This is a genomic window from Marinobacter sp. LA51 (assembly GCF_030297175.1).
In the GTDB taxonomy this organism is placed as follows: Bacteria; Pseudomonadota; Gammaproteobacteria; order Pseudomonadales; family Oleiphilaceae; genus Marinobacter; species Marinobacter apostichopi.
The window spans coordinates 704,623-723,533 of the sequence record NZ_AP028070.1 but is presented as its reverse complement, the minus strand read 5'-3'; the positions used below and the strand labels follow the sequence as shown (position 1 = coordinate 723,533).

18 protein-coding genes are annotated in these 18,911 nt (G+C 54.2%); 7 read left to right on the top strand and 11 right to left on the bottom strand.

The window, feature by feature from the left end; genetic code table 11:
- Positions 1 to 53 precede the first annotated feature (53 nt).
- The 4 genes from QUE89_RS03305 (at position 54) to QUE89_RS03290 (ending at position 3,569) form a co-directional block, all read left to right on the top strand.
- Positions 54 to 893: a glycosyltransferase family 2 protein gene (locus QUE89_RS03305; RefSeq protein ID WP_286221823.1), complete on the top strand. Its 840-nt coding sequence runs from the start codon at positions 54 to 56 to the stop codon at positions 891 to 893.
- Between the two features lie 36 nt (positions 894 to 929).
- The gene (locus tag QUE89_RS03300) at positions 930 to 1,748 is read left to right on the top strand and encodes a glycosyltransferase (RefSeq protein ID WP_286221822.1); all 819 of its coding nucleotides are present in this window, start codon (positions 930 to 932) and stop codon (positions 1,746 to 1,748) included.
- 16 nt (positions 1,749 to 1,764) lie between these two features.
- Positions 1,765 to 2,577, top strand: a complete 813-nt coding sequence (locus QUE89_RS03295; protein WP_286221821.1) for a protein kinase family protein — start codon at positions 1,765 to 1,767, stop codon at positions 2,575 to 2,577.
- 101 nt (positions 2,578 to 2,678) lie between these two features.
- Entirely contained in the window at positions 2,679 to 3,569 is an 891-nt protein-coding gene (locus QUE89_RS03290; protein ID WP_286221820.1) for a glycosyltransferase family 2 protein, read from the top strand.
- A 63-nt stretch (positions 3,570 to 3,632) separates the two neighbouring features.
- Here QUE89_RS03290 and QUE89_RS03285 read toward each other — a convergent pair whose 3' ends face one another.
- Positions 3,633 to 4,460, bottom strand: coding sequence for a polysaccharide pyruvyl transferase family protein (locus tag QUE89_RS03285; protein WP_286221819.1), 828 nt, complete (start codon positions 4,458 to 4,460; stop codon positions 3,633 to 3,635).
- Positions 4,461 to 4,624: 164 nt separating this feature from the next.
- Between QUE89_RS03285 and QUE89_RS03280 the strand changes: the two genes are divergently transcribed.
- The gene (locus QUE89_RS03280) at positions 4,625 to 5,884 is read left to right on the top strand and encodes an O-antigen ligase family protein (protein ID WP_286221818.1); all 1,260 of its coding nucleotides are present in this window, start codon (positions 4,625 to 4,627) and stop codon (positions 5,882 to 5,884) included.
- Here QUE89_RS03280 and QUE89_RS03275 read toward each other — a convergent pair.
- From QUE89_RS03275 to QUE89_RS03265, 3 genes are read right to left on the bottom strand one after another with little or no spacing between them, the layout of a single operon-like run.
- A complete protein-coding gene (locus tag QUE89_RS03275) occupies positions 5,855 to 6,628 on the bottom strand; it encodes a glycosyltransferase family 25 protein (RefSeq protein ID WP_286221817.1) in 774 nt (257 codons plus the stop codon). The two genes, QUE89_RS03280 and QUE89_RS03275, sit on opposite strands and share 30 nt — an antisense overlap.
- Entirely contained in the window at positions 6,628 to 7,317 is a 690-nt protein-coding gene (locus QUE89_RS03270; protein WP_286221816.1) for a BUD32 family EKC/KEOPS complex subunit, read from the bottom strand. Before QUE89_RS03270 ends, QUE89_RS03275 begins: the two co-directional genes overlap by 1 nt.
- Before the next feature lie 12 nt (positions 7,318 to 7,329).
- Entirely contained in the window at positions 7,330 to 8,073 is a 744-nt protein-coding gene (locus QUE89_RS03265) for a 3-deoxy-D-manno-octulosonic acid kinase (protein ID WP_286221815.1), read from the bottom strand.
- A 147-nt stretch (positions 8,074 to 8,220) separates the two neighbouring features.
- Between QUE89_RS03265 and QUE89_RS03260 the strand changes: the two genes are divergently transcribed.
- A complete protein-coding gene (locus QUE89_RS03260; protein ID WP_286222814.1) occupies positions 8,221 to 9,285 on the top strand; it encodes a glycosyltransferase family 9 protein in 1,065 nt (354 codons plus the stop codon).
- 102 nt (positions 9,286 to 9,387) lie between these two features.
- Here the strand turns inward: QUE89_RS03260 and QUE89_RS03255 are convergent, their stop codons facing one another.
- The 3 genes from QUE89_RS03255 to glnE all read right to left on the bottom strand — a co-directional run bounded on the left by QUE89_RS03255 (position 9,388) and on the right by glnE (position 13,790).
- Entirely contained in the window at positions 9,388 to 9,792 is a 405-nt protein-coding gene (locus tag QUE89_RS03255; protein WP_041341538.1) for a DUF6165 family protein, read from the bottom strand.
- A gap of 88 nt (positions 9,793 to 9,880) precedes the next feature.
- On the bottom strand, positions 9,881 to 10,807 hold the full coding sequence (locus tag QUE89_RS03250) for a branched-chain amino acid transaminase (protein ID WP_203301735.1): 927 nt from the start codon (positions 10,805 to 10,807) through the stop codon (positions 9,881 to 9,883).
- Positions 10,808 to 10,886: 79 nt separating this feature from the next.
- Positions 10,887 to 13,790, bottom strand: a complete 2,904-nt coding sequence (gene glnE, locus QUE89_RS03245; RefSeq protein WP_286221814.1) for a bifunctional [glutamate--ammonia ligase]-adenylyl-L-tyrosine phosphorylase/[glutamate--ammonia-ligase] adenylyltransferase — start codon at positions 13,788 to 13,790, stop codon at positions 10,887 to 10,889.
- An 81-nt stretch (positions 13,791 to 13,871) separates the two neighbouring features.
- On the opposite strand from glnE, the gene QUE89_RS03240 reads away from it, so the two are divergent.
- Entirely contained in the window at positions 13,872 to 15,020 is a 1,149-nt protein-coding gene (locus QUE89_RS03240; RefSeq protein WP_286221813.1) for a potassium channel family protein, read from the top strand.
- A gap of 15 nt (positions 15,021 to 15,035) precedes the next feature.
- Here QUE89_RS03240 and QUE89_RS03235 read toward each other — a convergent pair whose 3' ends face one another.
- The 4 genes from QUE89_RS03235 to dtd form a co-directional block, all read right to left on the bottom strand.
- A complete protein-coding gene (locus QUE89_RS03235; RefSeq protein ID WP_286221812.1) occupies positions 15,036 to 15,899 on the bottom strand; it encodes a CYTH domain-containing protein in 864 nt (287 codons plus the stop codon).
- A gap of 15 nt (positions 15,900 to 15,914) precedes the next feature.
- The gene (locus QUE89_RS03230) at positions 15,915 to 16,718 is read right to left on the bottom strand and encodes a DUF547 domain-containing protein (RefSeq protein ID WP_286221811.1); all 804 of its coding nucleotides are present in this window, start codon (positions 16,716 to 16,718) and stop codon (positions 15,915 to 15,917) included.
- A gap of 127 nt (positions 16,719 to 16,845) precedes the next feature.
- On the bottom strand, positions 16,846 to 17,856 hold the full coding sequence (locus QUE89_RS03225) for a porin (RefSeq protein WP_286221810.1): 1,011 nt from the start codon (positions 17,854 to 17,856) through the stop codon (positions 16,846 to 16,848).
- A 519-nt stretch (positions 17,857 to 18,375) separates the two neighbouring features.
- Entirely contained in the window at positions 18,376 to 18,825 is a 450-nt protein-coding gene (gene dtd, locus QUE89_RS03220; RefSeq protein ID WP_286221809.1) for a D-aminoacyl-tRNA deacylase, read from the bottom strand.
- Positions 18,826 to 18,911 lie beyond the last annotated feature (86 nt).

Sequence of the window (18,911 nt, the reverse complement as noted above, 5' to 3'; positions counted from 1 at the left end):
GTGTATACTAGGCCCCAAATTTTCATGCGAACCGTCACGGGCCCAACAACGTTATGACACCACAATCCATCGGCGTGGTTATTACCACCTACAACTCCCCCTTGTGGCTTGGCAAGGTTCTGAGCGGGTATGAAAACCAGACCTGGAGTGACTTTCGGGTCATCGTGGCTGATGACGGTTCCACGGAACAAACCCGGGAGCTGATTGAAAGCTTCCGGGCGCGCGGCATCCTGGCCATCGACCATGTCTGGCATGAGGACGATGGTTTCCGCAAGTGCCAGATTCTGAACAAGGCTATTCAGGAAACCAGCTGCGATTACCTGATTTTTACCGATGGCGACTGCATTCCAGAGCCGCGCTTTATCGAAACCCACCGCACTCTGGCGGAGCCCGGACACTTCCTGTCTGGTGGGTACATCAAGCTCACTATGCCGGTGTCGGAAAAAATCTCTGATGACGACATTCGCTCCGGCGTAATCTTCACTCCCGAGTGGCTCGTCGAACATGGCCAGCCGAAAACTCACAAGCTCTGGAAGCTGTCACCTTCCCCGCTGGTTAAAAAACTGATGAACGCCGTGACGCCTGCAGCGTCCAGCTGGAACGGCATGAACAGTTCCACCTGGACCAAAGACCTGATTGCGGTTAACGGCTTCAATGAAGACATGCAGTACGGCGGTCTCGACCGGGAGCTGGGCGAGCGCCTGTGGAACTACGGCCACAAATCGAAGCAGGTCCGCTACAGCACGGTGTGCCTGCATCTGGACCACGCCCGGGGCTATTCAAAGCCTGAGATCTGGGCGAAGAATCGGGCCATCCGAAAAGACGTGAAACAGAATGGAACCTTCTGGGCAGTAAATGGCATCGAAAAACGAGAGAACACCCAGTCTTCCTAACGTGTTGAACTCTCAGTACTGCTGAAGGAGCGAACCATGAAAGTTAAAGAGTATCCACCGTCACTTGCGCGCATGATATATCTGAACTCCCTGAATGCCGCTGGATTAAACGATCCATCCAGGGGGAGCGAGCTTCCGGTCATTGTTTCACTCACCTCTATCGAATCGCGGCTCAAATGTGTGCATCTGGCCGTCCGCAGCGTGCTGAGGCAATCACAACCGCCAAAGAAGATGATTCTTTGGCTTGGGCACGAATGCGAAAACAAGATTCCGGAAAAGCTGCATCGTCTGCAAGGACAACGCTTTGAGATCAGGTTCAGGCCCGATGTTGGCCCGCACACCAAACTGATCTACTGCCTGAAAGAGCACCCCTCAGAAACCATCGTAACCTGTGACGACGACCTTATGTACCCACAGGGATGGCTGCAGTCCCTCTATCATGCTCACACGAATAATCCAGATCAGATCGTAGGCCACCAGTGCAGAAGAATCCGCTACTCGGAGGCCAGATCGCCAGCCCCGTATCGCCAATGGACCTACGAGACCCCGGACAGCTCTGACACATACACGATGCCACTAGGATACGGTGGAGTGCTCTATCCGCCGGGCTCACTGCCGGAGATGTCCACATCGAGTGACTTGTTCTTGAAGCTGTCCCCGAAAGCAGATGATCTTTGGTTTAAAGCAATGAGCCTCCTGGCAGGAACCTCTTCTCGAAATACGATGAAAACGGAACGCAAGCCCTACCCGATTCCGTTCTCCCAAGGCGTGGCTCTTAAGAAGTCAAATGTCCGAGAAGACGCGAACAGAGATCAGTGGATGGAGCTCGCGGAACACTTTGACCTGCACCCTTAACGCCGGCTAAAAACTGATGAACTATTTGCGCCATCCAGATTATCAAGCACAGGTCCGCTCGAACCGAACAGTCCTGTTCGCAAAAGACACGATTGGTGCTGTTTCAGCGTCGGAAAAATCCTGGCAACAGGAAATTTATCGAATGCTCGACTCTGAAGAGCCTAAATTGACGATGTCATTGGCCAGCTTCAACCCTCCGTTACTGCTGAAAACCAACACGCTCAAATATTTCAGCCAAAAGGTTCGAGCACGCTTTGGCATTCAGCGACAAGGACGATTCGAGTGGGCGACTGCAGAACTCGACACTGCCCTTCGCATGCAGGGGAAGCCCTACATACCGGAGATTTATGCGTACGGTTGGCGGGTTGATCATTTTGGGCTTCCCAAGCAAACCTTCTCGGTGACGGAAAACTTGAGCAACACCGTTACGCTGGAAGACTACATTCTGCAGCGACCAGAACGCGCCACCGAGGCAATGAAGCTGGCATTCGATACGCTTCTGACAGCAATGAAAGATGGCTTGTTGCACCTTGACCCCTGGGCGGGCAATTTTTTGCTGTGCCCGGACCTCACCCAATGCTGGCTAATCGATCTTGAGTTTTCGAAAATCAACTCGCCCGCTCCACTGGAGAAACAGCTAGGATTTGCTTTCGGCTTTTTCTTCCGCAATAAGTTTGAGAAACAATGGTCACGTGAAAGGTATCTTTCGTTCGTAGAGGGCTGGCTTACGGCGTCTGCTCCTGAGCTCAGTTTCGAAGAATTTCAGAAACATTTCAGGTTTTATCTGGATAACCACGTGAAGCGCAAGAAACGCTTTGCAGCTTTCTAGGTAGTTCCTTTCACTTGGGATTAAGTAGGCAATTATCATGCGGCTAGCATTTACTGGTCGCCTTGTTTTTAGTTCTCACATGGGCTGAGCACATCGTCACTATGACATCATCAATCGCCGTTATCATTACTACGAAAAACCGCCCCATCTATGTTGCGGAGGCTATTACATCTGTTGTCGATCAGACTAAGTCGGCCAGTTCGATCATTGTTGTCGACGACGGAAGTGACACCCCCATTACAGACCAGCTCGATCCAAGGCTTGCCGAGCATTGCACCGTCATTCGAAACGAGAAGAGCGCTGGCGTATCTGCCGCTCGCAATCAAGGCGTTAAAGCCGCTACTGCAGAGTGGATTGTGTTTCTTGATGACGACGACTGGATAGATCCAGATTTCGTCCAGTCGATTGATCACACAATTAACGAACAATCCGCAGCTAGAATCTTCTGGCCTTCCCGTTTGATGGTCAACGAGGCGACAGGCGAAACCAAATCCAGAAAAACACCGGCAGTAGCTCCGGGCACTGAAACTCTCAGCACCGAGTTAATGGCCAGCCTGATGGAAACCGGCTGCTCTGGCACAACCGTTCACAAATCGGTCTTTGAGAACGTGGAAGGTTTTGACGAATCACTGATTGTATCCGAGGATCGAGATCTGACATTCCGGCTGCTCGCAGCTGGTTTCCTTGCACTTCCTGTTCAGCAGGCCGTAATCAACATACGGGTGCATGAGGGCCCTCGCCTGAGCAGTCACGAAAAAGGTGAACTGCAGGCCAGATCAGATCTGAAGGCGATTGAAAAGAATCTGGATTTCTTGAAAACGCACCCAGTTCTCGCGGAAAAGTTCATGGGCAGGGCCGCAAAGCGCATGTGGGAACGCAATCACAAACGCGAAGCACGATACGTAATCAAACTGTTAGCGGGAATTTGTCCCTACTCCATTCGCGTGCGTCAAAGACAGCTAAAGTGGCTGGTCGCTTCAGCCTTTTCTTAGTCCCTGAATAGCGCACCAAAGGACATACACTTGCCTGCAATGCCCGGCATATATCCCTCTGTCCTACCTATAGGCATCTTTCGGAAATGATGCCTCCAGCTTTTCTTTATTTTCTTTAAATCGTTTCACGGAGGCCAGGTCGCCGATTGATTCCAGGCAAACATCCAGCTCCTGCGCGTCCGTTATGCGAACGACATCCTCGTCAGGTTGGCTGGTTGTGGAATAATAGTCCGAAAATTTGAAGCGCCCTCCTGCAAGTCCATCTGAAAAAGACACCCATTTATTGGGCACCCCATAGGTATCCGCAAGTATCAACCCATGCAAGGACGAAGATAGGACAAATTCACATTCGAGCAGTTCACGAATAAAGCTTTCCGGACTATTCCGAACATTGATCACACGGACATCACCTCGGCTTAAAGCTTTGAGCATCGACAAGTCTTCGTCGACGTAATGCGGAATGATGCCAATGCGGTATTTTTTCTCCACCTTGGGATCAAAAAAGCCTTTCATCAAAACTGCCGGGTCACCCAAGGGAATGTCGAGACCACTGGCATCCTCGCCATACAGTAATGCCTTGCTAAGATGCCCCCGAAGAGCATGAACTCTTAAATCAGAGACGGGGATCTTACTGGCAATTTCCGGCCCCAAAGTCCCAGTCCCCCATATGTCACTATTGTTCTTCGCCCTGTGCATCATGCTCCCGACGGCCAACATGTGCCGAAAATACCGACTCTTCACGTTGTGTGCGGTTCGGCCAGTCAGTTTCTCGATCAAGTAGGGGGTAAGCAGATCACCAACATTCCTCTCTGCGCTGAAGTAATACACAGGCGCGCGATTACGCACCTTAATGTTGATGAAATCGTCGAAAAAGTAGAAAAACTTAGCCATCAAACCGACACCTTGTTAAACCTCTATCCCATTCAGCGCTTTCCGGAACGTGCAGAAAGGTAGAGCATAAAATCTAAGCTACAGAATAAGAAACTCGATGAATCTGGTAGAATCCAGCATCTATTTTCGTCACATCTGCGTCCTCAAGAGCCTCATTAAAATCCATGCCCAACGATTCCATCAAACACTACGCAAGCAACGCGCTTTGGTTTCTTCCTGTTGCCTACACCATGACGGCACTGTGGTGGCTCCCAGAGGGCGACAAATATTTCCCAGCGATTGTTTTACTGACACTCCTTCTCTGGGGAATTCGTAAAATCGCACTGAAATCAACTGGAAACACCGAGCAAAATTTCAGGCAGCAAAAGATCGCTTTTGCGGGGGCCATTTTGCTAGCCACCTTAATTTTTGGGGTCGGCTACGTGCAAAATGACGGTAGCATAACCCAACTGAGGACGCTGGCAGCATTAAGCATTTTTGCCGGGCTGTCCGTAAATGCATCAGTTCGCCCCAAGGTCTTGACCACCACAATTTTGATATCTGGCGCAGCCTTTACCACCATCTGCTTCTTTCAATATTTTGCAGCTGACATGAGCCGTGCTCATTTGCACTACAACCCCATTCCCTTTGCAACCGGCGTGGCAACGACCCTGGTAATTGTTCTGTTTTTGGCAATTACAACGAAGCAAAAATTGGTAAAAACTGCGGCCCTTATTCTCACTCCTCTTCTGATTGGCTCTGTCGCCATGACAGGTACGCGTGGCGTAGCCCTTCCGATCTTGTTGATCCTGCTCGCCTTGACCCTGCTGTTTCTTTATCAGCGAGGGCGCTCACACCGTATAGCTACTGCAGCTATCGTTGCCGTCTTTTGCGTGGCTAGCGCAACAGGCGCCCACCTACTCCAGGACCGACTAAATGAGACAATGGCTGACCTGGAACGGGTTGAATCTGGACACAACTCCGGGTCTATTGGACTGCGCCTCGAATTCTGGAGTGCCGCGCTAGCACTGGCGAAGCTCGAGCCGATCACCGGCCTCGGTGATCGCCATAAAGAACAGTTCCAGGAACTTGCGAAACAGGGGAAGGTGAACAAAGCAGCCGCCAACTACGCTCCTTACCACTATCACAATCAATATCTGGATACGCTGGTGAAGCACGGTATCCTTGGCCTTTGCGCATTGCTGGCCATCTTGCTGATGCCAGCTTTTCTGGCATTCAAGTACTACCGAAACAACAGATTCGTTTTTGGAAGCGTGCTCAGCATCACCTTCCTCTATTCGATTGCCTGCCTCACCGACGTCCCCTTTAACCATCCGGCAACCATCAGCATGTTTGCCTCTTCAATGATTGCTTTGCTAAGCGTTCAACCGGAAATGCCAGCGTATAGCGCTGAATCAGAACAGGATCTTTCGGTGACCACTTAACCTGCACCAGCTTGCACCAGCTCTACGCTTGAGCCTGGACATCCGCTTCAACCAAAAGGCCTTGAAACCTTTATTTTTCTCCGCGTTGATGGTGGCTCGACCTTGCTCAATGTGGCTGTTGTTACGATCAATGGGGTGGGCCAGATCACGACTGAAATACAGAGTAAAGTCGCCACCTCGCGCAAGAATAGGCCACGCATCGGCAAGCTTTAGCGACCGCTTCTGCGAAGCAACGATCTGCGTGGCGCTGTAACGTGTTACCCCGTAGCAGCAGGTCCGGAACACATGATGGTGGGAATAGGACGGCAGCTTGAAGACATCGCTTGCGCCTGCCGGCTTGCCGAAAATGTACTTTCTGGAGGGCATGCCCTCCTGGCCACCAAGAATAATGACCGCATCCTCAGGAATCCCTTGCACTTTTTCGACCGAGCGCTGAATTCCCTGATCGTTCCCAATTACATCGTCCTCCAAGATGATCGCGCGCTCTGCACCACCTTCAAGAAACTGCTCCAAAACCTTTAGATGGCTGAGGCTGCACCCCACCTCAGCGGGAGAAAGTATCCGATTGTGGTTTTCCATGGCACTGGAAATGTACTGGAAGTACTTTTGGGCAGGCAGCTGACGTCCGTCAACTGCGTCCGTCAAAATCATACCCGGATAGGAATCGGGAAACGCCTGCGACATCTGCTCTCGGCGTGAAGAGTCACCCGCCATGGAAACCAGGTAAATGGGAATATCTGACATCAGTCGTACTCACGGTCGGGCGCTGCATCTCGCGCTTCACGTTTAATTCGGAACTGCTCTTTCTGACGAAAGACTTCATGATCAAAGCCCCGTTCATCGAACTCGACGTCCATCTGGAGACCTTTCCGGGCCTGAACATAGGCTTTTCTGAGGCACTGAGGGAGTTCACCACTGGGCAGTCTGGCACCAACATTGGCCAGGTTTAACATGGCCGAACGACCAGTCAAAGCGCCCTTAGACACCCTCACATCGTCTTCGTCGACCATTTTAATATCACCACTGGGGCCAAGTAAGAAGTTAGTCAGATTTCCGTCTGGCTGCTCAATCCCCCGTTGGTGTAGATCAGCAATACACTCAGCCAGTTTTTCTAGCAGCTGTTCTTGCTCATCCAGCCCAGCGGACTCCCGCAGCGCTGCGCGTAGGGAACGATACCCCTCAAGGAACTCTGTTGCGAATCCGAAGCACCGAAGTTCAGGAACCCATCCCGCGTAAATTATAGGGGGCACAGGCCCGCCAGCATTACGGATCTTGCGTGCTTTTATACGCGCTCTTTGCCAGTGAAATAAACCGAAAAGCGGCTTCCGAAAGCACTTGATTGCGGCTGGCTGGCTGTCGATAAGGGCGGAATAAGTTATGCGGGTACGCCGGACATTCGCGTGTAATTCTCTTTGCAGAACAACGTTAGCCATGAATTTGGTCACTCAACCTTTTTTGCTTGCGGAAAGACTTTGCTCATACCCGCTCAACAACGCTTGCCAACGTAAAGGCAGTGTTCCTTCAGGTAGATCGTCGAGTCGCTTTTCCAAAGATCTTTTAAGTCTATTCAGGTTCCGCTTCTGCCACCCAGCCATACCCGAACCCGATCGCACTCCACGCAACTTGCAACGGTCAAAATCAATTAGGTACACATCCTTAGCCGACACAAGAATGTTGTCACAATTGAGATCCACATGATCCAGACCTTCGGCATGAAATCGCCCGATGGTTTCACCCACTTGCCGCCAAATCAGATCGTCTGCAATCGAATCATGCTCCAGCATCGCAACGGCCCCTGGAACCCTCCGGACAAGAATCGCGGCCTGATAGCGAAAAGTGCCAACGCGTTCTGCGAGCGCTCCCACTGGTTCGGGAACCGGAAGGTTGAGCTTGAGAAGTTGAGCAAGGATCCGGAACTCGCGAAAAGAACGAGACCGCTCGAAACCGGTAAAGATATATCGTCTTTTGGACAGGTGAGCGACGAGCCCACCCCGATAATAGTGACGAAGTACGATATCCTCACTGTCACAACGTAAAAACCAGGCACCACCACGCCCCCCGGTTCCCACGGGCACGAGACTGGCTCCCCAATGATCCGGTTCAAACCAACGAGGACCCAAGGCTTCAAATTTTTCGTTGCGCAGAAAAGCCGTTTCTCCGGACTTCACTGTTTGCCGACTGGCTTTCACTGGCACAGCACCATGAAAAAAACACCTCATGCTTGTTCGATGCAGACAAGACGCATTCCAGCAAGTGGGCTAGAATGCGGCTCAGTTTAGCAATGAGCACCGCCCGGCTCCACATTAAGCGATAACCAATTGGATAACGTTAAATTGATTAACTCCATCTGCATCCTGCGCCTCTCCGCCATAGGCGACGTCACCCACGTCATCCCTGTTGTCCTGAGCCTTCAGGAGCAGCTGCCGGGGGTGAAGATCACCTGGGTGATTGGCAAGATCGAGGCGAAGCTGATTGGAGACCTTCCGGGCGTCGAGTTTATTGTCTTCGATAAGAAAGCCGGCCGTCAGGGTTACGCTGATCTGCGCAAGAAGATGAAAGGCCGCAGCTTTGACGCTCTGCTGCACATGCAGGTGGCACTTCGGGCCAACCTGGCCGCGGCCTGCATCCCAGCCAAGGTGAAAGTCGGCTACGACAAGGCCCGCAGCAAAGACCTGCACAGCCTGTTCATCAACAAACGGATTGCACCGGCTCCTCAACAGCACGTGCGTGACTGCCTGGCCAGTTTCCTAGAGCCGCTCGGGCTTGCACCGGCTAAGCCTCAGTGGAACATTCCACTTAGTGAGGATGACCACGAGTTCGCCCGCCAGCAGTTGGCAGCCGATCGCCAAAATCTGGTGATCAGCCCTTGCGCCAGCCACACCTTGCGAAACTGGCCGGCGGAGCGCTATGCACAACTGGCGGATCACGCCATCCGAGAGCATGGCATGAAGGTGATCCTGGTTGGCAGCCCGGCGCCGTTCGAGGCGGAGTACTGCGACGCCATTGAAGCTGCAATGAAGGAAAAGGCCCACAACATATGTGGCAAAGACACGCTGAAGCAGCTAACTGCCCTGATGACCCACGCCGACTTGGTGGTGGCGCCAGACACCGGCCCTGCCCACATAGCCAGTGCCGTGGGCACAGACGTCCTGGGCATATACGCCGCCAGCAACCCCTACCGTTCAGGCCCTTACAACTCACAGGAGTGGTGTATAAACCGCTACCCGGAAGCGCTGGAACAGTTCACCGGCAAAACCGTGGACCAGTCTCGATGGGGCGCGAAAGCGGAGTTTGAAGGCGCGATGGAACTGGTGACAGTACAGGATGCCACCGACATGCTGAACAAGTGGATTGAGAGCCGGCGTGCAGCAGAACCAAAAACGGCGTCGGACCTGAGCTGATCCAACGCCGTTTTCGATATCCGCATTACACCGGATGAATCCGGACTTCAGTGACTCGCGCTTCGAGAGTCAGTAGCAAGTCACTGAAGAGTCTCTAACGAGTCACTTGCGAGCGGTGTAATCCTGATAGGATTTTTCTTCCACGAAGCGTGAGCCCAAGGCCAGATTCACGTCTTTCTTGATTGCAGCACGCTTGTCGTTAGTGACATAGACCGCTCGGGCGAGCTCAATGAAACGGTCGCCAAAATCCTGCGCGGCTTCCTGATCCCGGATATCGTCTTCAATCACCCACAGTTCCTCGTTCACAGCCTTGAGCTGTTTTCTCAGGTCGGCGATTGCGCTCTGATCGGTAACGGCTTCGTCCCAGGTAGCACTGAGCTCGTCCAGCTCCAATCGTACGTTCTTGAGTTTGGCCTCGTCCTTGATGCGCTCGGACTTGATTTCGAGGATGGTGATTTTGTCGAGAACCTCGCCGAAGGAGACGGGGACTTTAATGACGTCTGCCATGTGCTGTTCCTGAAAATAGAGTGAATTTAAACAACAAAGCCGCCTTACTGCTGCAACACAGAAGGCGGCCTGGATAATCCTTCGCTGATCAGCCCTTAACGTGGGTCAGCCAGCTGTTGCGGGACTCGAGCTTGCCCTTCACCGCATCGAAGTACATGGCCTGCAGCTTCTCGGTAACCGGACCACGCTTGCCAGCACCAATGGCGCGGCCGTCCAGTTCTCGGATCGGCAGAACTTCAGCGGCGGTGCCGGTGAAGAAGGCCTCATCGGCGATGTACACTTCATCACGAGTGATGCGACGCTCTTTCACCGGAATGTTCAGCTCGCTCGCGAAATCCAGGATAGTCTGGCGGGTGATACCTTCCAGACAGGAGGTCAGTTCAGGCGTATGCAGAACACCGTCGCGAAGAATGAAGATGTTCTCACCCGAACCTTCCGCGACATAACCCTCGTTATCCAGCAGCAACGCTTCCTCACAGCCACTGGCAATAGCTTCATTCAGTGCCAGCATGGAGTTGATATAGTTGCCGTTCGCCTTCGCCTTACACATGGTGATGTTGACGTGGTGACGGGTGTAGGACGACGTCCGCACCTTGATGCCCACCTCTTTGGCTTCCGGCGACATGTAGGAAGGCCAGCTCCAGGCAGCAACCATCACATGAACCTTCAGGTTATCGGCGCGCAGGCCCATGCCTTCTGAGCCCAAAAACACCATGGGGCGCAGGTAGGCTTCGTCCAGGTTGTTTTCACGTACGGCTGCGCACTGCGCTTCGTTCAGCTCTTCTTTGCTGAACGGCATCTTCATATTGAGGATGTGAGCGGAGCGGAACAGCCGATCGGTATGCTCTTTCAGGCGAAAAATAGCCGGACCGTTGGCGGTGTTGTAGGCTCGCACGCCCTCAAAACAGCCCAGACCATAATGCAGGGTGTGGGTAAGCACGTGAGTTTTGGCTTCCCGCCAGGGAACCATTTCACCATCCAGCCAGATGTGGCCATCGCGATCAGCCATCGACATTCTTCGTTGCTCCTAAAAAAGCGGTTTTCGGGGATTTGGCATTCTAGCAGGAAACTTCGCAGGAAGAAAACTTAGCAAGCTAATCAATCATGATATCCTGCCAAAGCCCCCGGACGTAGTCACGCTCCTCCGGGAAGCTCCCTGCTTCCACCTCACTGTTCAGGTTCTGCAGCGCTCGACGGTGAATGGTCGACCGCAAAGCGATAAAGACATCGCGCAGCTTCTCAGTATCCGCCACCGACATCACCCCAACCTGCCCCAATGCCTCCATCTGGCGGATATTATCCGACCACTGGGTCAGTTCCGGGTGGTCGGCGCAATTAGCCAGCATCAGATTCTGCACCAGAAACTCGATATCGACGATGCCGCCGGTGTCGTGCTTGATATTGAAGACTTCCTGCTGACGGGACTCCGGCGTACCCAGGCTGGTTCGCATTTTCTCCCGCATATCGACCACTTCCTGCCGGAGCTTTTCCCGGTCCCGGGACTGGCACAGGATATCGTGGCGAATCGATTCGAACGCCTCCAGTGTCTCCCGGCAACCGGCCACCCCGCGGGCACGGGCCAGGGCCTGATGCTCCCAGGTCCACGCTTCGCTGCGCTGGTACTTTTCAAACGCGTGCAACGTGCTGACCAGAAGGCCCGAATTACCCGAGGGCCGCAACCGCATATCCACTTCGTAGAGCAGGCCGGACGGCGTCTGGGTGTTCAGGATGTGAACAATGCGCTGCCCCAACCGGGTATAAAAAACCGCATTATCGATCGATTTCTCACCATCGGTTGCGAGCTCGGGATCGGCTCCATGGACGAACACCAGATCCAGATCCGAGGTGTAGCCAAGCTCAATGCCGCCAAGTTTGCCGTAGCCTATGATCGCAAAGTCGGTCTCACACACTGAGCCATCGGCCCGTTTCGGATATCCATGTCGACTCACCAGATTGGAGAAAGCCACATCCACCACGTGGTCCAGCACCACTTCCGCCAGCCAGGTCAGATAATCACTGACCTTCATCAGCGGCAGCGTGCCCTTCAGTTCCGAGGCCGCCAGCCGCAACAGGTGCGCCTTCTTGAAATGACGCAGGGACTCCATCTGCTCTTCCAGATCCTCAAACGGAATCCTCAGCATCTGTTGCCGTAAGTCATCCTGCAGCTCGGCCTTGGCCGGCGGGTGATACAGACTTTCCGCGTTCAGCAACTCGTCCAGCAACAACGGGGTTTCCGCCAGCTGTTGGGCGATCCAGGGACTTTCGCTGCAGAGACTGACCAGTTGCGTACAGGCACCGGGATTTTCCAGCAGCAGCACCATGTAGGCGGTTCGCCGAAGGATGGCCTCCACCAACTGAAGCACACGGGACAGGGTTTCGGAAGGGTTGTCGACCTGGGTCAAGGCGTCGAGCAACATCGGCATAAACTGGTTCAGACGCCTGCGACCCTGGGTCTGAAGAGTCTGAACCGTCCGGTTCTCCCGCAACTCCCGAAGCAGCGCGTAGCTGCCAGCCGCGTCTTCGTAACCATGGTCGGCCAGCCAGCGGACGGAGGCTTCCTCATCCAGCTCCGCCAGCCAAAGCTCCTGCCAACCCTCTTCCAGAGCGTCAGCCCCCTCTTCATCGTCGTCCTCGGTCGCGATGATGTTCGCAAAGTGGGTCGCAACCCGCTGCCGGTGGGCTTCCAGTGCCGACTCACAGCTCTGCCAATCATCAAAGCCCATAATCAGCGCCACCCGCGCCCTGTCCAGTTCGTCCTCGGGCAGCAACTGGGTCTGCTTGTCGGCCATCCCCTGCAACGCATGCTCCAGGTTGCGCAGGAAGACATACGCCTCCCTCAGCTCCTTGACGACGTTTGACGGCAGCAGCTCGAGCTCTTCAAGCTCCTTGAGGATGACCAGCAATTCGCGCTGCTGGAGCTCACGGTCGCGGCCACCGCGAATCAACTGGAACGCCTGGACCACGAATTCGATCTCGCGAATGCCGCCACTACCAAGCTTGATGTTGTTTTCCAGCCCCTTGCGACGAACCTCCCTGCCAATCATTGCCTTCATGCTTCGCAGCGACTCGAACGCACTGAAATCGATGTACTTGCGGTACACGAACGGGCGCAGGGTCTTCATCAACACCTTGCCCGCTTCCTGATCACCGGCAACCACGCGGGATTTCACCATGGCGTAGCGTTCCCAGTCCCGGCCCTGATCCTGGTAATAGGCTTCCAGTGCGGCAAAGCTAAGGGCCAGCGCGCCACTCTGGCCGTAGGGACGTAGCCGCATATCCACACGGAAGACAAAACCGTCGGCAGTGATCTGGTCCAGCGCCTGAATCAGGCGCTGGCCAAGGCGGATAAAGAACGTCTGGTTATCGATAGAGCGGCGGCCGCCCCGGGTCTCGCCCTTATCAGGAAAGGCAAAGATCAGGTCAATATCCGAGGACACATTCAACTCGCGACCACCGAGCTTGCCCATGCCCAACACCACCATTTTCTGAGGCGCATCTTCGCCGGTCACCGGGTCCGGTCCATAGGGCGTGCCAGACTGCTCACAGGCATCCTCGTAAAGCCAGTGCAGAGCCCCCTCAAGACACGTATCGGCAAAGGCACTGGTTGCCGCCACGGTTTCAGCCAGGTCAGCCCAGCGCAGCAAATCGCGCCAGATAATCCGAAACTGAACCTCACGGCGGAACTGGCGCAGGGTCGAGTGCAGGGACGACTCATCATTCACCGAGCTCAGGTAATCCTGCCAGCGCTGCGACAGAAACTCGGGCGTTGTCGGCTCTGTCAGCGGATGGGCTTGCACCATCATCTGAACATGCTCGGGATACCGCTCCAGCACCTGACGCACGAAAAGACTCCGCGCCACGGCCCCGGCTACCGTTTCTTCCGACTGCCCGGCCGTGGAAGTCAGCCAGCCCGGCACACCGTCAGGGAACACCGAATCCCAGCACGAGGCAACGTCGTCAGCTAAGGGTGTCGGAAGGGAGCTCCACGGCTCAGACATAATGCAAACCCCTGTCTCTCTGTTATATTTCCGGTACTGTATAACGAACTCAATCGCGACTGAACAGGCCTGACTCCCTGAATGCTGAGAAACCGACGTCCACTGAACCCGGAGCACGAGAAAACACACCTTCCAATGGGAGGGCTGATCCGCCGACGGGTAAAACGGCTGTTCTTGATTCTTGCGGGGCTGCTCAGCACCCAGATCCTGATCATGTGGGGCGTCGAAGACCTTAGCCTGTTCGAATCGGTCTGGATCACAATGACCACGGTCTCCACCGTTGGTTACGGGGATTTCGCTCCGAAAACAACGATCGGCCGGCTAAGCACCATTGCCATCATGTTCGTCGGGGCAATCACCCTGCTAACCCTCATTGTGAGTGATTTTATCGAGTACCGCTTCTATCGTCGCGAACGCATCATTACCGGAAGGTGGATTTATAACATGAACGACCACATCGTCATCATCAATACGCCCCGGAACGGGGGCGCGCAATATTTCATGCGATTTGCCTCACAGGTCCGCTCGGTCCCAGGCTATGAGACGATTCCGATCATGCTGCTGACGCGGGAATTTCCGAGCGGGCTGCCCACGGAGCTATCAGATGTAGGCCTCGTTCACTACCACGGCTCCGGTTTCGATCCGGAGGCACTGAAGGCCGTTCATGCCGGCAGTGCCCGTCACATCATTGTGCTCGCCGCCGATGAATGCGACCCCTACTCTGACAGCCTGACATTCGACATCGCCCACCGTCTCAGTGAGCGCAACCTCGGCACACTCACCACGGTAGAGAGTGTCAGCGACGGCAACCGCGCAAGGTTCAAAGCCCTCGGCATTCGAACCATCCTCCGGCCCGTGCGAACCTACCCCGAGATTATGGTGCGCTCCGTGGTTGCGCCTGGCTCTGAGAAAGTCTTGGAGGACATGTTTAATTACGAGCGCGACCACCCACATCGGTACGACTTGGAGCTGGACGACCTGAACTGGGCGGATATTGTCAGCGCCCTGGTCAGGCACGATATCGGCACCGCACTGGCGTACATCGACGAGGATGACGAGGTGATCTGTCACCCGCCGACGTCGGAAGAAGTTGAAGGAAAAGGCTTGATTGTGCTGGTTAAATCCACCAACACACCAAGCGTTGAATTGGTTCAGGAGGCTCTGGAGCGATACCGGACATTCATAGCCCAGTGGCACAAGGCGGGTGCCGACAAGACTTCCGCCGGCTGACTGGACTGAATACGGTCAGGTAGCCGCCAGGCGGATCTGAAACGACCCCAGACTGCCTGTTTTTGCCAACTCGGGAATGCGGGAACCAGCTTCCAGATCTTTGACCACCTGCTCCAGCTGATCAGAAAGCCCTACCACGGACGCTCTGCTGGAGACCTCCGAGAGATCGACCTGCGAAACCGGATAGGCCATGTCTCGCATCCAGGCCACACTCAGACCCTCGAGAAAGCCAGTAACCGACACGGGGCCGCCATCTTCACTGGCTATGGCAACTTCCGGCAGGTATTGGCCCGCCAGCAAATAACCCTGCTCCGCCTTACTGACCAGATTCAGGAAAACCGGCACGTCTTCGGCCAACTCCAAAGCGCTTCGCAACAGCACTTCCGGCGCCCCTGATTTAAGCTCGAACTCGACCTCGTACAGTGGTCGCACCTTATCGCCAGCGAGAATGGAGCCACTATCGACAGCAACTTCGATTTCCGCGCCATCACGGTGGAGCATGAAAATCTGGCGCTCAAAATTGGTTTCGAAGACGGGCTGGAGGTTGGACAGCGCTTCATCCCCAGCCAGCGGCGTGTCCGCCAACAGCGAAATATCGAGTTCTGCACTTGGCAGACTCCATTCCCACTCATTACGACGGTGAGCGCCACTGGAAAATTCGCCTTTGGTTTTCAGGGTCTGGATGAACTGGTCATCCTGTTGCCGAAGCCGCAAGGCAATACGGCGCTCATTCAATGACCCCAGAGAGGTGTCGTAGTAGCAGTTGCGGAGCTTCTTCGTGCCCGCTGGCACAACATCGGCTCGATTCGCTAACCACTGGGCTGCCCGGGTAAGACTTGCCTCTGTGAGCGTCAGTTTTATTTCCAGCTCAACCGCCATACTGCTCCCAATTGTTTAGAATTCGTCTCGCATTGCCCGCAGCGTATGCGCTGAAAGCTTGCCATTTACGCCCCAGTTATAGGGCAGGTCTGCATCCATCTCCCACGCCTCGGGGAGATCGGGCCGATAACCCCGGACGAACTGCTCTACTCCGCCCGCGGATTCAAAATCCTCTTCAAACCAGTCAAAAATCGATGACAGCCGCACCCTCTGATTTTCGGAGTCGAGCAACATACCTTTGTAGTCCTGATCCAGAAAACGCATCACCTGATCATCCAGCTGCTCATCGATCACCGCGGCCTTATAAGGTTCGTGACGCAGATCCGGGCAACTCAGGGACGCACAATTGATGGCCATGTGAACTCTCGGGTCGCCCATAGCTCGGAGCAAATCGTGCTCGAGATAACTGAGGGTGACCGGATCACCTGCAACCACCCCGGCATCGTGCTTCCACACCGGATTTACAAGCGACCCGACCGATCTCAGGCTCCGCAACGGCCAATTACTCAACACCATATCCATGGCCAGGATGTTGTAGGCATTCAGGTAAAAAGCCTTGCGCGCCTCGGCGGAGCTAAGCTCCTCTTTCGGGTAGGTTGCCAGCAGGGCAATGAGGCTGGACCAGCGTTCATCACCGGTAAGTGCTGGGTAATCCACCAGCCGGACCGCCAGACCGTCGTTCCGGCCTTCGCGGGTATGGTCTTCCAGCAATGCACCATAGAGGTCCGTCAGCTTTTGCTCCGGAGCCTTGGCTGCATGGACGTGATGCCAGAAAAGGAACACGGACAGGAAGGACATCAGTTTGGTCAGATTACGCATACGCACACCGCTAAGTGTCATCTCTCAGGCTTGATAAACTATCACGAAACTCGACACAAAAAAAAAGCCGACCCCGGAGGGTCGGCTCTTCTGCTGTGTTACTCAGCTGATCGTCAGGTATGACGAATCAGAAGTAGTAAACACCACCAACGGCCAGCGCAGAACGCTCGCTTTCGCCGGAACCAGCTACATACACGTTGTCGTCACCGTCACCCAGGTAGCCTTCAACGTACACGTACATGTGGTCAGACAGGTTGTGCAGAGCCTGCAGGGTGATAGTGCTCACCTCTGTGTCGTCTGCATCGTCAGCAACACCCAGCTCGTATGAAGCGGCAAACTGGTTGGCGCCCATGGAGTAGACAGCCTGAACACCGAACAGATCACCAACGTCTTTGCGAGTCTGGAACTGACCAGTCAGGCTCAGTGCGTCCAGGCCAACAGTAGCGCGCAGGCCGTAGGTGTTTTCGTTGTTAGCACCGCCAGCACCGTCGTTGGAGTCCATGGCTACTGCCAGTTCAACGTTGTCAACTGCGTAGGTAGCAGCCAACTGGTACGGGTAAGATTTGTCAGCGCCTTTATCAGGCAGAGCAGCATCGTCCAGGTCGCCGTTGATCTGCACGGCGGCACCCAGAGTCAGACCACCGAAAGATGGAGTCTTGTACTGGACCAGGTCGCCTTCGCCAGTCTCAAAGTCACCTGCGAAGTTATAAGCAGCGAACTCGTAAAAGTTAGCAATCTTGTCGATGGCGCTTTCGTAAGTAGAGTCGTCAGAACCAACCCAAACCTGACCGAAGCTATCGCCACGAACACCGATGTAAGCCTCATCGACGTCTTCCAGACCGGATTCACGGTCCTTGTCGTCAGCAGCCAGACCTTCAAGCTCAAGCTTGAAGAAACCGGTGATGCCCGGAGCGATTTCGTGATCGTGCTTAACACCGATGGTAGAACCGTTGTCAGCGTGCTCGAGGCCGTTTTCGCCTCCCTTTACGTCGGCATGGTATACAACGTACTGGATGTTACCGTAAACCTGCGGCATGGAATCCATGCGTGCGGCCAGTTCAGAGGCGCTCTCCATAGCCAGCGCGGAGCCAGAGAAGGTCGCGGCTGCAATAGCGGATGCGATGAGCGTTTTTTTCATTTTGCGTCTTCCTTTTTGAGTTAACTCAGGTTTTAGCGACGGGTTCTTGTCCCGATTTTGTAAGGCAATACCAGTCTTCGCTGGATAGGCCCGATTCTGTATTACCCCTATGTCAGTTTCATGACATCCAGGATAACTTTTCTTCTAGTTATTAAGATCCGCTTCCCAGCAGGTCTTTTAGCTCAGTCACTTACAGGTCTTTGTTAAAGCCCTGCATGATGAACCTGTTTTAATACAAGCTACCTGTTTTTGCAAACTTTTAGCGTTGCATTTTTAGCTCGTTTTGCACCAGAAACGCAAGTGTTTATGCGATTCAGCACTCAAAAGCCAGCTGACATTCTTTTTACAATATCGGGGCCAAGCTTTATTTACCCCTTAAAAATCAATTTGTTAAAAATGACAAACTTGTGACGGAATCTCTTATCCTCGGGTGGAGCGCAGTTGGGCGCACCATTCAAATACACCCTGGCCCTATCCGCCTCATCATGGTGCGGCGCACCATTCTTACCAAAATCTTACTCACCCCTTAACCTCCAGCATGAAGGTTACCGGGCCGTCATTTATCAACTGAACTTTCATATCCGTACCGAACCTACCCTCGGCTACGCGCTCGCTGCCAAGCTCAGCCTGTGCAGTCGTTATAAACGTGCGATAGAGCGTTTCGGCCAAATCAGGAGCGGCCGCACTAGAAAAACCGGGGCGTGTGCCCGAGGCCGTGTCGGCAGCAAGGGTAAATTGGGGGACAACAAGAAGCTCGCCTCCGGTATCCAGCAGACTCCGGTTCATGCGGCCCTGGTCATCGGGAAACACTCGGTAGGTCAGTATCTTTCGGCACAGCTCCCTGGCCTGTGCATCCGCATCGCCACGCTCAACGCCTAACAACAGAAGCAGGCCCCTCCTGATGGCGCCAACCTGTTGATTGCTCACGGCGACATTGGCTTCCGATACTCGCTGGATAAGCCCTTTCATGCACTTCTCTAGGAATTGTTAAGCGGGAGAACGTCGAATGGCTACTGAGTCTATCGGCAGGATTAACGAACCGCAACCATCAAAAA

What these genes read in the sequence shown, in the direction of transcription:
- QUE89_RS03275 (WP_286221817.1), bottom strand. Translation starts at nt 6,628, where the DNA reads ATGTCAGATATTCCCATTTACCTGGTTTCCATGGCGGGTGACTCTTCA.
- QUE89_RS03290 (WP_286221820.1), top strand. Translation starts at nt 2,679, where the DNA reads ATGACATCATCAATCGCCGTTATCATTACTACGAAAAACCGCCCCATC.
- QUE89_RS03240 (WP_286221813.1), top strand. Translation starts at nt 13,872, where the DNA reads ATGCTGAGAAACCGACGTCCACTGAACCCGGAGCACGAGAAAACACAC.
- QUE89_RS03280 (WP_286221818.1), top strand. Translation starts at nt 4,625, where the DNA reads ATGCCCAACGATTCCATCAAACACTACGCAAGCAACGCGCTTTGGTTT.
- dtd (WP_286221809.1), bottom strand. Translation starts at nt 18,825, where the DNA reads ATGAAAGGGCTTATCCAGCGAGTATCGGAAGCCAATGTCGCCGTGAGC.
- QUE89_RS03285 (WP_286221819.1), bottom strand. Translation starts at nt 4,460, where the DNA reads ATGGCTAAGTTTTTCTACTTTTTCGACGATTTCATCAACATTAAGGTG.
- QUE89_RS03295 (WP_286221821.1), top strand. Translation starts at nt 1,765, where the DNA reads ATGAACTATTTGCGCCATCCAGATTATCAAGCACAGGTCCGCTCGAAC.
- QUE89_RS03305 (WP_286221823.1), top strand. Translation starts at nt 54, where the DNA reads ATGACACCACAATCCATCGGCGTGGTTATTACCACCTACAACTCCCCC.
- glnE (WP_286221814.1), bottom strand. Translation starts at nt 13,790, where the DNA reads ATGTCTGAGCCGTGGAGCTCCCTTCCGACACCCTTAGCTGACGACGTT.
- QUE89_RS03230 (WP_286221811.1), bottom strand. Translation starts at nt 16,718, where the DNA reads ATGCGTAATCTGACCAAACTGATGTCCTTCCTGTCCGTGTTCCTTTTC.
- QUE89_RS03225 (WP_286221810.1), bottom strand. Translation starts at nt 17,856, where the DNA reads ATGAAAAAAACGCTCATCGCATCCGCTATTGCAGCCGCGACCTTCTCT.
- QUE89_RS03270 (WP_286221816.1), bottom strand. Translation starts at nt 7,317, where the DNA reads ATGGCTAACGTTGTTCTGCAAAGAGAATTACACGCGAATGTCCGGCGT.
- QUE89_RS03250 (WP_203301735.1), bottom strand. Translation starts at nt 10,807, where the DNA reads ATGTCGATGGCTGATCGCGATGGCCACATCTGGCTGGATGGTGAAATG.
- QUE89_RS03235 (WP_286221812.1), bottom strand. Translation starts at nt 15,899, where the DNA reads ATGGCGGTTGAGCTGGAAATAAAACTGACGCTCACAGAGGCAAGTCTT.
- QUE89_RS03300 (WP_286221822.1), top strand. Translation starts at nt 930, where the DNA reads ATGAAAGTTAAAGAGTATCCACCGTCACTTGCGCGCATGATATATCTG.
- QUE89_RS03255 (WP_041341538.1), bottom strand. Translation starts at nt 9,792, where the DNA reads ATGGCAGACGTCATTAAAGTCCCCGTCTCCTTCGGCGAGGTTCTCGAC.